The following is a 12,917-nucleotide window of genomic DNA, read 5'->3' as shown; positions in this document are numbered from 1 at the left end:
CAATCCCTTAATGTTGAGCACTGTAATGCTTAAAGCCCATCCAACAGCTGTTCCTTCGAGAACACACGCCCTTCCGCTTTATCCTTCGCTGACAGTATCAGTAATTTCAGCAGAGCAATGGCGTTCTCTCGCTTCTGCTGCTCATAGGATTCTATAACGTAGTTGATGGTCTCTACTTTCATCGTATCCCAGTCGCTATCAATCATACCAAGGTCTGAACATAGGCCATATTTCGACCACAAACAATGTTCGGCTTTACCCAAGGCTGGAAGCATGGCGGAAAAGATATGGCCAAATAAAGAAAAACCCCCTGTAAAAACAGAGGGTCTTAGTCACTACGGCCTAGTTACGAACAGGCTGCAGGAAGTGTTAAATCACTCCCACTCAATCGTCGCCGGCGGCTTGCCGCTGATGTCGTACACCACGCGGGAGATGCCGTCCACTTCGTTGATGATGCGGTTGGAGACGCGGCCGAGGAAGTCATACGGCAGGTGCGCCCAGTGCGCGGTCATGAAGTCGATGGTTTCTACCGCACGCAGGGAGACCACCCAGTCGTATTTGCGGCCGTCGCCCATCACGCCGACCGAACGCACCGGCAGGAACACGGTGAACGCCTGGCTGACTTTGTTGTACAGGTCGGCCTTGTGCAGCTCTTCGATAAAGATGGCGTCGGCGCGGCGCAGCAGATCGCAGTACTCTTTCTTCACTTCGCCCAGCACGCGCACGCCCAGACCCGGGCCCGGGAACGGGTGACGGAACAGCATGTCGTACGGCAGGCCCAGCTCCAGGCCGATCTTGCGCACTTCGTCTTTGAACAGCTCTTTCAGCGGCTCGACCAGGCCCAGCTTCATCTCTTTCGGCAGGCCGCCCACGTTGTGGTGCGACTTGATCACGTGCGCTTTGCCGGTGGCGGAAGCGGCGGACTCGATCACGTCCGGGTAGATGGTGCCCTGCGCCAGCCATTTCACCTGCTCTTGTTTGCAGGCTTCTTCGTCGAACACTTCAACGAACACGCGGCCAATGATTTTACGCTTGGCTTCCGGCTCGTCCACGCCCGCCAGCGCGGTCAGGAAGCGATTTTCCGCTTCGACGTGCACGATGTTCAGGCCGAAGTGGTCGCCGAACATTTCCATCACCTGCTTGGCTTCGTTCAGGCGCAGCAGGCCGTTGTCGACGAACACGCAGGTCAGGCGTTTGCCGATGGCGCGGTGCAGCAGCATCGCGGTCACGGAGGAGTCTACGCCGCCGGACAGGCCGAGGATCACGTGGTCTTCACCCACCTGCTCACGGATGCGCTCAACCGCATCTTCGATGATGGTGGCCGGGGTCCACAGGGCTTCACACTGGCAGATGTCCAGTACGAAGCGCTCCAGCATGCGTTGGCCCTGGCGGGTGTGGGTCACTTCCGGGTGGAACTGCACGCCGTAGAAGCGTTTTTCTTCGTTGGCCATAATGGCGAACGGGCAGGTGTCGGTGCTGGCGATGGTCACGAAGTCGGACGGGATCGCGGTCACTTTGTCGCCGTGGCTCATCCACACGTCCAGCAGCGGTTTGCCGGCCGGGCTGATGGCGTCTTCGATATCGCGCAGCAGCGCGCTCTCTTTGACGATTTCCACCTGCGCGTAGCCGAACTCGCGTTCGTTGGAGCCCTGCACATGGCCACCCAGCTGCATCGCCATGGTCTGCATGCCGTAGCACACGCCCAGCACCGGCACGCCGGCGTTGAACACATAGTCAGGGGCGCGCGGGCTGCCGGCTTCGGTGGTGCTTTCCGGGCCGCCGGACAGGATGATGCCGCTTGGGTTGAATTCGCGGATCTGCTCTTCGCTAACGTCCCAGGCCCACAGTTCGCAGTAAACGCCGATTTCGCGCACGCGGCGGGCGACCAGTTGGGTGTATTGCGAACCGAAGTCCAGTATCAGGATGCGATGCTTATGGATATTTTGTGTCATGTGAGGCGAATTCCAGCAACAAGAGAAAAAGAGCGAAAATGTGTGTTTCGGGATGGGGCTTAACGCCCCACCCCGGCCTCTCACTCAGGAGAGGTTAAGGCATTAGCCCATGCGGTAGTTCGGCGACTCTTTGGTGATGGTCACGTCGTGCACGTGGCTTTCCTGAATGCCGGCGCCGCTGATGCGCACGAACTCCGCCTTGGTGCGCAGATCGTCGATGGTGGCGCAGCCGGTCAGGCCCATGCAGGAGCGCAGGCCGCCCATCTGCTGGTGCACGATGGCTTTCAGCATGCCTTTATAGGCCACGCGGCCTTCGATACCTTCCGGCACCAGTTTGTCGGCGGCGTTATCGGTCTGGAAGTAACGGTCGGAAGAACCTTTGGACATCGCGCCCAGCGAGCCCATGCCGCGGTAAGATTTGAACGAACGGCCCTGATACAGCTCGATTTCGCCCGGGGATTCTTCGGTGCCCGCCAGCATGGAGCCGACCATCACGCAGGATGCGCCCGCGGCGATCGCTTTGGCGATGTCGCCGGAGAAGCGGATGCCGCCGTCGGCGATAACCGGGATGCCGGTGCCTTCCAGCGCTTCCACCGCGTCGGCGATGGCGGTGATCTGCGGTACGCCCACGCCGGTCACGATGCGGGTGGTACAGATAGAGCCAGGGCCGATACCGACTTTCACCGCGCTCACGCCGGCTTCAGCCAGCGCTTTGGCGCCCGCTGCGGTCGCGACGTTGCCGCCGACGATCTGCAGATCCGGGTATTTGGCGCGGGTTTCGCGGATGCGCTGCAGCACGCCTTCGGAGTGGCCGTGCGATGAGTCGATCAGCAGGACGTCAACGCCTGCCGCCACCAGCGCGTCAACGCGCTCTTCGTTGCCGGCGCCGGCGCCGACCGCCGCGCCCACGCGCAGACGGCCGTGCTCGTCTTTACAGGCGTTCGGTTTGCGTTCCGCTTTCTGGAAGTCTTTAACGGTGATCATGCCCAGCAGGTGGAAGCTGTCGTCCACCACCAGCGCTTTTTCTACGCGCTTTTCGTGCATCTTCTGCAGCACCACGTCGCGCGCTTCACCTTCTTTCACGGTGACCAGGCGATCTTTTGGCGTCATGACCGCGGTGACCGGCTGGGTCAGATCGGTCACGAAGCGCACGTCGCGGCCGGTGATGATGCCGACCAGCTCGTTGTCTTCGGTGACGACCGGGTAACCGGCGAAGCCGTTGCGCGCGGTCAGCTCTTTCACTTCCTGCAGCGTGGTGGCCGGGGTAACGGTCTGCGGGTCGGTGACTACGCCGCTTTCATGCTTCTTCACGCGGCTGACTTCTTCAGCCTGGCGCTCGATAGACATGTTTTTGTGGATGAAGCCCAGGCCGCCTTCCTGCGCCAGCGCGATGGCCAGGCCGGATTCGGTAACGGTATCCATGGCTGCGGACAGCATAGGGATGTTCAGGCGGATGGTTTTGGTCAGTTGAGTGCCGAGCTCTGCAGTGTTAGGCAGAACCGTGGAGTGGGCTGGAACCAGGAGGACGTCGTCAAACGTCAGAGCTTCTTTAGCGATACGTAGCATGGGCAATATCTCACCAGGGTGGGCTGTGAAAAAGATAAAATATTGCCGCGGCATTATACAGAGCGGAATCGGTTGCCTCCAGCACTTTCTTACAAAAAGTCTTGATTACCTTTTTCAGCCATGTAGTATCGACCAATTAAGTGATTGTTTTGAAATTTGATCTGGGTCACATGTCGCTACCTGTTTCGCCTTCCATTTTTACCGTAAGCCGCCTCAATCAGACGGTTCGCCAACTGCTGGAAATGGAAATGGGGCAGATTTGGCTCTCCGCCGAGATCTCCAACCTCTCCCAGCCCGCCTCCGGCCACTGGTATTTCACGCTGAAAGACGACCGCGCCCAGGTGCGCTGCGCGATGTTCCGAAACAGCAACCGCCGCGTCACCTTCCGGCCGCAAAACGGCCAGCAGGTCCTGGTGCGCGCCAGCATCACGCTGTATGAACCGCGCGGCGACTACCAGCTGATCGCCGAGAGCATGCAGCCCGCCGGCGACGGCCTGCTGCAGCAACAGTTCGAGCAGCTGAAACAGCGCCTGAGCGCCGAAGGGCTGTTCGATCAGCAGTTCAAGCAGCCGCTGCCCGCCCCGGCCAAACGCGTCGGGGTGATCACCTCCGCCAGCGGCGCGGCGCTGCACGATATTCTGCAGGTCTTGCAGCGGCGCGATCCGTCGCTGCCGATCGTCATCTACCCCACCTCGGTGCAGGGCGCAGAAGCGCCGATGCAGATCGTGCGCGCCATCGAGACCGCCAACCGCCGCGACGAATGCGACGTGCTGATCGTCGGCCGCGGTGGCGGTTCGCTGGAAGATCTGTGGAGCTTCAACGACGAACGCGTGGCACGGGCGATCTTCGCCAGCCGCATTCCGATCGTCAGCGCCGTCGGCCATGAAACCGACGTCACCATCGCCGATTTCGTCGCCGATCTGCGCGCGCCGACCCCTTCCGCCGCCGCCGAACTGGTCAGCCGCAATCAGCTTGAGCTGTTGCGCCAGCTGCAGTCGCAGCAGCAGCGGCTGGAGATGGCGATGGATTACTATCTGGCGCAGCGCCAGCAGCAGTTCACCCGCATTCACCACCGTTTACAGCAGCAGCATCCGCATCTGCGCCTGGCGCGCCAGCAGACGCTGCTGTTCAAGCTGCAGCGCCGGATGGAAGACGGCATGCAGCAACAGCTGCGCCTGGCCGCCCGCCGCAGCGAACGCGCCCAGCAGCGGCTGGCGCAGGTGCAGCCGCAGGGCCGCATTCACCGCTACCAACAGCGCGTACAGCAGCAGGAATACCGCCTGCAGCAGGCGATGGAGCGGCAGCTCAACGCCTACCGCCAGCGCTTCGGCGTGGCCTGCAGCCAACTGGAAACCGTCAGCCCGCTGGCGACGCTGGCGCGCGGCTACAGCGTGACGCAAACCCCGCGCGGCGAGCTGCTGAAAACCACCAAGCAGGCGCAGGTCGGCGAACTGCTGAAAACCCGCCTGCAGGACGGCTGGGTGGAAAGCGAGGTGAAAACCATCACCGTCGCCAAGAAGCCGCGCAAGAAACGCGCGGCCGAGTAACCCCTACTCCAGCGTAAAACGCTCGCCCGGTTCGCCGTTTACCCACAGCGCGCGCGTCTCGCCTTCCGGCAGGCTGAGCGCCAACGTGCGCCAGGCCGGGCGGAAACGCCCTTCCGTCGTGATATCCAGCATGATGCGCTGATTGTCGCAGCGCATTTCCCAGCGCAGCCACAGCGCATCGCCCTGCCGCCAGCCTTCGCTTTCACCGTCGTCCTCAAACAACAACCCACTACTTGCACCGCAGCCCTTGAGCGGAAACAGCCACAGCTCGCGCCGATCGTCGGCGGCCACGTCCACATGCGCCAACCGCTGCGACAGCGGCAACGCCGCCCCGGCGCGCACCAGCAGCGGCAGACGCTCCAGCGGCGCCGCCAGCGTCACCGTCTGGCCGCCGCCGAACCACTGGCCGCTGTAGAAGCAGTACCAGCCTTCGCCGTTGTCCGGCAGATACACCGAACGCCGGCGCTGCCCCGGTTCCACCACGCTGGCCACCAGCAGATCGCGGCCGATCAGAAAATCGTCGTTCTCGTCGAAGGTGCGCGCATCCTGTTCATGATCGAGAAAGGTCGGGCGCAGCATCGGCTCGTCGTCGGCGCAGGCCTGCCATAGCAGGGTGTAGAAATACGGCAGCAGCCGGTAACGCAGGTTGATCGCCTCGCGCACCGCCGGGGTGGCGGCCGGGTACATCCAGGGCTCGTTGACCGTGGCGTCGTCGTTCCAGGAGTGGATAGTGAAACGCGGATGCATCACGCCGTTTTGCACCCAGCGCACCAACAGCTCCGCGTCCGGCTTGTCGCCGGAGAAGCCGCCGACGTCGTGGCCGAGGTTATACAGCCCGGACAGGCTCATGCCCAGCCCCATGCGGATGTTGTAGCGCAGCGTCTGCCAGCTGGTGCGGTTGTCGCCGCTCCAGGTCTGCACGTAGCGCTGCATGCCGGCGCAGCCGGAGCGCGAGATCAGGTACGGCCGCTTCTGCGGCGCGAAGCGCTGCTGGGCCTCCATCGAGGCGCGCATCATCAGCAGCGGCATCACCGGGCGGATGTGCTTGATGGCGATCGGCCGCCCGAAGCCGTGGCAGCGCGCTTCGCCGTCCCACACTTCGTACTCGTTGTTGTCGTTCCAGGTCGAATCGATGCCCATCTCCAGCAGCTGCTGCGTGACACCCTGCTGCCACCAGCGCACCGCCGCCGGGTTGGTGAAGTCGAGGTGCGATCCCTCATCGTCCCAGAAGCTGGAGCGCTCGGGTGCGTCGCTTTGCGAATCGCGGATAAACAGCCCCTGCGCCGCCACCGCCTGATACTGCGGGTGATCCTGCAGCAGGCACGGCTTGATGTTGGCCGCCAGCCTGAGACCGGCGTCGTGAAACGCCTGGCTCAATTGCTTGGGCTGCGGCACCTTGTCGTAATTCCAGTTGAACACGTAGCGCTTGTTGTTGATCGAGGTGTAGCCCGACGACAGCTGGAAGGAGTCGCAGGGAATGGCGTGTTGACGGCACAGCGCGATGAACTGCTGCAGCTGCTGCTGGGCATCCGGCGCGTCGGTGTAGTGCATGGTCGAGCCGCTGTAGCCCAGGCTCCACTTCGGCCCGAAGTGAGTGCGGCCGGTCAGGCGCACGAAGGCCTTGGTGACGTCCATTACCTTCGGCCCGAGGAACAGGTAGTAATCCAGATCGCCCGCTTCGGCCTGATAGCGGCGATAGGCCGCGTGGTAGTTGTCGATCTCGTTGCCCAGATCCAGCCAGCAGCTGCTCAGGTTATCGTAAAACAGGCCAAAGCTCGCCTCCGGCCCGCGGGTGATGGTAAACGGAATGTGCTTGTACAGTGGATCGGTGCTGGCGGCGTTGTAGCCCATCGCGTCCAGATTGCGCATCTCGAAGCGGCGGCCGGTGCGTTCCAGATCGCCGGCTTTTTCCCCCAGGCCGTAATAGCGCTCATCGGCGAAACGGCGCTGGTAATGCGCCACGCCGTCGCCGTGCGCATTGAGCAGATAGGCGCTGGTCGGCCGGTCCGCCGCCAGCGGCCGCCATTCGCCGGCGGCGTTGCAGTACGCCCATTCCAGCCACAGCGGCTGATGAACCGTCACACGCAGACGCGGCGTGCTGACCACCAGCCGCTCGCCCTCCTGGCGCAGCTGATAGCCCGGCAGGCTGAAGCCGGCGACGCTGAGCCGATCGCGCCCCTCCCAGGGCACATCCTCCTGCGGCGCGATGCTCCAGGTGCGATCCAGCGCCAGCTCGCCCTCACGTTTGATCAACACGCGGAACAGATCGTTTTCCAGCACGTACAGGCAGAAACGGTGGCGTTCATCGACCAGCAGCTCAACGTGGTCGGCATGCTGCGCCGCCAACGTCCAGTTTTTCAAGGTTTTCATAAGCATTCCACTTAGCTGTGTGAAAGTGTTTTCTTACCGCCGCGTTCGGCGATCAGGGCAATCAGGAACAGGGCGCCGATCAGGTCAAAGAAACCCATGGCGATGAACAGCGGGTTGAAGCCGATGGTGTCGGATACCGCGCCGATCAGCAGCGTGAACAGGAAGCTGGCGATCCAGGCACTGGAGCCGCGCATACCATTGACCGTCGCCATCTGGTTTTTATCGAACGACTCCACCACCAGCGCACTGAGCATGCAGGAGATCACCTGGTGGCCGAAGCCGCCGATCGAGATCAGCGCGATCGCCACATAGGGATCTTGGGTGATCGCCACGAACGCCAGCGACACCATCAGGAAAGCGCCGGTCACCGAGCTGGCGACCACCGAGTTGACGCGGCTGCAGCCGAACCATTTGCGGTACAGGGTGGTGAGATAGCCGCTGGCGACGCTGCCGATATCCGCCGCCAGGAACGGCAGCCAGGCGAACATCGCGATCTGTTTCAGATCCATGCCGCGTTCGGTGGCCAGGTACAGCGGCACCCAGAAGCTGAAGACCGCCCAGGCCGGTTCAGCGAGAAAGGCCGGGATGGCGATGCCGTAGAACTTCTTGTTCTTGCACAGGCTGGCCAGCGAGGTGAGGAACGGCAGCTTCGGCAGCACCGGCTCGTTGTCTTCGCGGATCAGATCCAGCTCTTGCTGGCTGAGGTTCGGGTGCTGCTGCGGCGAGTGGTAGAACAGCCACCACAGCACCACCCAAATCAGCGCCAGCCCGCCGGAGAACAGGAAGGCGCCCTGCCAGCCGAAGGAGACGTGAGCGATGACGATGATCGGCGGCGCCAGCATGGCGCCGATGGAGAAACCGACGCCCGCCCAGCCGGCGGCGATCGGCCGTTCCCGCTTCGGGAACCAGTCGGAGATCGCCTTGGCGTTGGCCGGGGTAGCCGCCGCCTCCGCGCCCCCCATGAAGAAGCGCAGAATGGCCAGTTGCAGCCAGCTGCCGGCGCCGGCGTGCAGCATGCATACCACCGCCCAAATGCCGGCGCAGATCAGAAAGCCCATCTTCAGGCCGATAACGTCGATCAGCCAGCCGCAGATCGGCTGAAACACCGTGTAAGCCAGCTGGAACGACGCCACCACCCAGGCATATTGCTCGGTGCTCATGTTCAGGCTGGTTTTCAGCTCCGGCGCCAAAATGCCCAGCGAGTTACGGGTGATGTAGTTGACCGTGACGCCCAGCAAGAACAGCGCCAGCATCCACCAGCGCAGCGATTTGAACTTGCGCCGGCCGCTCTGCGCGACCGCCTGATTGATCTCCACACTCATCGGTTCTCTCCCCGCGGCCGCCGGCGACGGCAACGCGCGTTTTAGTAGGGTACGTTGTGCTATCAAACACGGGACGGTGAAAACGGGTCGGCGCCGTAGCATTGGCCGACAGACAATCACAACCCCATGATTTATTTTTTGTTTTCTTTTTCGCACACCGTTAAAATTGGACTGACAGGTCGCTAAAATTGGTGTACCAATGCAGACTACTCAGCGAGAGCGCGTAGCGAAACGGGGTTTTTTGCAAAGATTTTCACAGGCGGGTGAAAAAATAGTCATAATGGGCATGAAAGCCGGTCAAGACGCTGAAAATCCGCGGTGAAAATATTCTCATGGACGAATTTGAAGGAGATCACAGAATGAACGGAAAGCTGAAAATTCAGGAGATCGCTCGCCAAACCGGATTGTCGATCAGCACCGTTTCCCGCGTGCTGGCGGGCAAGGCCAACACCAGCGCCGAGGCGCGCCGCAAGGTGCTGGACTGTGCGCAGCAAAACGGCATTCTGCAGGGTATTTCCAGCGGCCGGCTGATGCTGAACAACGTGATGGTGTTCGCGCCGCAGCGCGCGTTCGACGTGCGCACCGACATCTTCTACTACAAGGTCATTCAGGGTATCGCCGCCGCGCTGATGGAGCACGAGGTGCGCATCCGCTACTGCGGGCTGGAAGAGCAACACAGCGACGGCGCGCTGTTTCTGGAAAAGATGAGCGACCCGCACACCGAAGCGGCGCTGATCATCGGCATCGACGACGAGCATATCCACACCCTGGCCGCCGATCTGCACAAGCCCTGCGTGCTGATCAACTGCAGCGATCGGCAGATGCGGCTGGACAGCGTCTCACCGGATCATCAGCTGATCGGCGACTATTCCGCCAGCTACCTGTTCCAGCAGGGGCACAGCCATATCCTCAATTTGCAGTGTCTGCGCCGCCACACCATGGAGCTGCGGCTGGCGGGCATCCGGCAGGCCTATGCCCGGCATCATTTGCCGTTCGACGACGGCCGCCATCTGGTCACCACCTCGGGCTTCGGCGGCGAAGAGGCCGAGCAGGCGCTGACCACCTATCTCGACGGCCTCCTCGGCCACTCCCCGCTGCCGACGGCGATCCTGGCCGGCGGCGACTACATGGCGGTCGGGGCGGTCAAGGCGCTCAACAAGCGGGGGCTGAGCGTGCCGGGCGACGTCTCGGTGATGAGCACCGACGGCTTCAACCTGGCGGAAATCCACGATGTGCCGCTGACCTCGGTGCAGGTTCCGCGCGATGAGCTGGGCTACGAGGCGATCCAACTGCTGCAGCGGCGCATGCTGCGCGCCGACGCGCCGCCGTGCAATCTGCTGCTGCACGGCCGGCTGGCGGTGCGCGCCTCGGTGCGGCGCATCAGCCCGCACAAGACCGCGCCGGCGGTGAGCACGCATGACCACAGGCTTTATGACGAGTAGGCTACACTTAGGCACAGTGCATTCATTCGATGAGGTAAAATTTTTGCCTAAGGAGAGCCACTATGCCAGCCCAGCGCATGCGTTCCGTCATTCCTCCCTACATGCTGCGCCGCATCATTGAACACGGCAACGCCCCGCAGCGCGACTGCGCGCTGCACACGCTGAACCACGTGCAAAGCCTGCTCGGCAATAAGCCGCTGCGTTCGCCGGCCGAGAAAAACGCCCGAGCCGGCGAAGCGCTCCGCGATATCTACGACGCCCAAAACGGCACCCAGCTGCCCGGCAAACAGGTGCGCAAAGAGGGCCAGCCCAGCAACCACGACGTGGCGGTGGACGAGGCCTACGACTATCTCGGCGTCACCTACGATTTCTTCTGGCAGGCCTACCGCCGCAATTCACTGGATAACCAGGGGCTACCGCTGGTTGGCAGCGTGCACTACGGCAAGGAGTACCAGAACGCCTTCTGGAACGGCCAGCAGATGGTGTTCGGCGACGGCGACGGCGAGATCTTCAACCGTTTCACCATTGCCATCGACGTGGTCGGCCACGAGCTGGCGCACGGCGTGACCGAGAGCGAAGCCGGGCTGATCTACTACCAGCAGTCCGGGGCGCTCAACGAGTCGTTGTCCGACGTATTCGGCTCGTTGGTCAAGCAGTTCCACCTGCAGCAAACCGCCGATAAAGCCGACTGGCTGATCGGCGCCGGGCTGCTCGCCAAGGGCATCAAAGGCAAAGGGCTGCGCTCGATGTCGGCACCCGGCACCGCCTACGACGATCCGCTGCTGGGCAAAGATCCGCAGCCCGCCAGCATGAAGGACTATATCCAGACCAAGGAAGACAACGGCGGCGTGCACCTCAACTCCGGCATCCCCAACCGCGCCTTCTACCTGGCGGCGACGGCGCTGGGCGGCTTCGCCTGGGAGAAAGCCGGCTACGTCTGGTATGACACGGTGTGCGACAAAGCGCTGCCGCAAAACGCCGACTTCGCCACCTTCGCCCGCGCCACGGTGAAACATGCGCTAGCGCGTTTCGACCAGAGCGTGGCGGACAAGGTGCAGCAAGCCTGGCATCAGGTGGGGGTGGAATAATGAAACCGCTGCCGACGCTCAATCAGGATACGGTCATTGAGCTGGCGCGCGAGGGGGGCTTCGCCTACATTCCCAAACTGGCGGGCCAGCGCCGCATCGCGCTGGCCGATATCACGCCGGAGCAGCGGCAGCGCCTGAATCAGTTGCTGAACCAGACGCTGCCCTATGCGCAGGAAGAAGGCCAGCCCACCTCCCCCGGCTGCGGCGACCAGCGCTACTACCGCGTGCAAATCAACTACACCAGCCCCACCCTGAGCACTGAGATCGTGCTGTTAATCCCGGAAAGCAGCGCGCCGCAGGCGCTGGTGGATCTGTGGAAAACCGGCCAGGTGGATGAGTGAGTGCTTACAGCGGCTGATATCTGAAATTCACCCGTTTTTTGGAGATCAGCCCGTGCCCGTTCTGGCACAGGTAATCCACCGCCCCGCAGGCTTTCAATTCTTGCAGCGGCTGCCCGCACTCCGGGCAGCTCGCCAGCTGCCGATAATCGCTCTGGCAGGTTTCACAATGGTAGTGACCCGCTACCCACTTCATGGTCTGACGGCAGTGCGGACAGTGCGCTTCCATAACGACTCCAGGTTAAATCGCGCCCCATGAGCGCAAGAAATAGATCCCCAACGCGGTGGTGAAGAACGAACCGACGGTGGTGATGGCGATAATGTTGGCCGCCAGCGTGGCGTTGCCGCCCATGGCGCGCGTCATCACATAGCTGCCCGAAGCGGTCGGCGTGGCGGAAAACAGGAAGATAATGCCCAGCGCCGCCCCCTGAAACCCGCACAGCCAGCCGGCCAGCGTCATCAGGCACGGCACCAGAAACAGCTTGGCCGCCGACGACAGCGCCGCCACGTTGGACGAGCGGAACATGGCGCGAAAATCCAGGCTGGCGCCGGTGCACAGCAGCGCCAGCGGCAACGACAGCGCGGAGATATAGCTGCCGGTCTGGCGGATCACGGCCGGGATGCCCAGCCCGGTTTGCGCATACAGCAGCCCGCACACCAGGCCAATGATCAGCGGGTTGGTTACGATGCTGCGCAGCAAAGACAGGTGGCTGATTTTCTTGCCCTGCCCGCCCTGCAGGCTGCGCGTGAGGGTGATGACCGACAGCACGTTGAACAGGATCACCGTCACCGTCAGGTACAGCGAGGCGAGCGCAATGCCTTCGCTGCCATAGGCGGTCATGGCGTAGGCCAGGCCGACGATGGCGGTATTGGCGCGGAAACCGCCCTGTACGAACACCCCGCGCTCACGCGGCTCTTTCACCAGCCACTTGGCGGCCAGCTCCAAGAGCAGGAAGGTCGCCAGCGTGCCGACCGCGCCAAACAGCACCAGCGGCAGGTTGCCGAGCAGCTGCGGGTGGTTGGTGGCGATGCTGAAAAACAGCAGGCACGGCAGCGCCAGATTGAACACCAGGCGGGTCGCGCCGTCGACAAAGCGGTCATCCATCAGGCGCCAATGGCGCAGCAGGATCCCCAGCAGCATCATCAACAGATTCGGCACGGTGACGTTAAACGCAAAACTCCAGGTTTCCCAGGACATGGTGTTCCTTCAGGCAGGCGAGGTAATCTTCAGATAATAAAACGATTTCGGGCCAATAAAAAAGGGGCGCGGCATCACTGCCGCGCCCCACATG

At 62.4% G+C, this 12,917-nt stretch carries 10 protein-coding genes and 1 pseudogene; 4 read left to right on the top strand and 7 right to left on the bottom strand.

Features of this window, described 5'->3' with window-relative positions:
- Positions 1–29: 29 nt before the first annotated feature.
- From ACUXAC_RS00460 to guaB, 3 genes and pseudogenes are all read right to left on the bottom strand, one after another.
- Positions 30–161: pseudogene (locus ACUXAC_RS00460) on the bottom strand (type II toxin-antitoxin system Phd/YefM family antitoxin); the annotation flags it as partial.
- Positions 162–374: 213 nt separating this feature from the next.
- Positions 375–1,952 carry a glutamine-hydrolyzing GMP synthase gene (gene guaA, locus ACUXAC_RS00455; protein WP_025303899.1) on the bottom strand — a complete coding sequence of 526 codons (1,578 nt, stop codon included), beginning with the start codon at positions 1,950–1,952 and terminating at the stop codon, positions 375–377.
- A 102-nt stretch (positions 1,953–2,054) separates the two neighbouring features.
- On the bottom strand, positions 2,055–3,518 hold the full coding sequence (gene guaB, locus ACUXAC_RS00450) for an IMP dehydrogenase (RefSeq protein ID WP_004941460.1): 1,464 nt from the start codon (positions 3,516–3,518) through the stop codon (positions 2,055–2,057).
- Between the two features lie 170 nt (positions 3,519–3,688).
- Here guaB and xseA point away from each other — a divergent pair, with 170 nt between their 5' ends.
- Positions 3,689–5,065, top strand: a complete 1,377-nt coding sequence (gene xseA, locus ACUXAC_RS00445; protein WP_055312720.1) for an exodeoxyribonuclease VII large subunit — start codon at positions 3,689–3,691, stop codon at positions 5,063–5,065.
- Positions 5,066–5,068: 3 nt separating this feature from the next.
- Here xseA and ACUXAC_RS00440 read toward each other — a convergent pair whose 3' ends face one another.
- Entirely contained in the window at positions 5,069–7,435 is a 2,367-nt protein-coding gene (locus ACUXAC_RS00440) for a glycoside hydrolase family 31 protein (RefSeq protein ID WP_387444763.1), read from the bottom strand.
- Between the two features lie 11 nt (positions 7,436–7,446).
- The gene (locus tag ACUXAC_RS00435) at positions 7,447–8,757 is read right to left on the bottom strand and encodes an MFS transporter (protein ID WP_421115173.1); all 1,311 of its coding nucleotides are present in this window, start codon (positions 8,755–8,757) and stop codon (positions 7,447–7,449) included.
- A gap of 359 nt (positions 8,758–9,116) precedes the next feature.
- On the opposite strand from ACUXAC_RS00435, the gene ACUXAC_RS00430 reads away from it, so the two are divergent.
- The 3 genes from ACUXAC_RS00430 (at position 9,117) to ACUXAC_RS00420 (ending at position 11,628) form a co-directional block, all read left to right on the top strand.
- Positions 9,117–10,199 (top strand): LacI family DNA-binding transcriptional regulator, encoded by a 1,083-nt coding sequence (locus tag ACUXAC_RS00430; RefSeq protein ID WP_060424920.1) that lies wholly within the window; start codon positions 9,117–9,119, stop codon positions 10,197–10,199.
- A gap of 62 nt (positions 10,200–10,261) precedes the next feature.
- Positions 10,262–11,287, top strand: coding sequence for a M4 family metallopeptidase (locus tag ACUXAC_RS00425; protein ID WP_060424922.1), 1,026 nt, complete (start codon positions 10,262–10,264; stop codon positions 11,285–11,287).
- The gene (locus tag ACUXAC_RS00420; RefSeq protein WP_033635587.1) at positions 11,287–11,628 is read left to right on the top strand and encodes a protealysin inhibitor emfourin; all 342 of its coding nucleotides are present in this window, start codon (positions 11,287–11,289) and stop codon (positions 11,626–11,628) included. Before ACUXAC_RS00425 ends, ACUXAC_RS00420 begins: the two co-directional genes overlap by 1 nt.
- 4 nt (positions 11,629–11,632) lie before the next feature.
- On the opposite strand, the gene ACUXAC_RS00415 is transcribed toward ACUXAC_RS00420, so the two are convergent.
- Together ACUXAC_RS00415 and ACUXAC_RS00410 are read right to left on the bottom strand one after the other, a co-directional pair.
- Positions 11,633–11,854 (bottom strand): zinc ribbon domain-containing protein, encoded by a 222-nt coding sequence (locus ACUXAC_RS00415; RefSeq protein WP_421115172.1) that lies wholly within the window; start codon positions 11,852–11,854, stop codon positions 11,633–11,635.
- A 12-nt stretch (positions 11,855–11,866) separates the two neighbouring features.
- Positions 11,867–12,823: an AEC family transporter gene (locus ACUXAC_RS00410; protein WP_047570928.1), complete on the bottom strand. Its 957-nt coding sequence runs from the start codon at positions 12,821–12,823 to the stop codon at positions 11,867–11,869.
- Positions 12,824–12,917: the final 94 nt, after the last annotated feature.

The sequence above is a fragment of the Serratia sp. 121840015-1 genome (assembly GCF_053627655.1).
The sequence above is the reverse complement of the archived record's forward strand: the minus strand, read 5'-3'. Positions and strand labels throughout refer to the sequence as shown.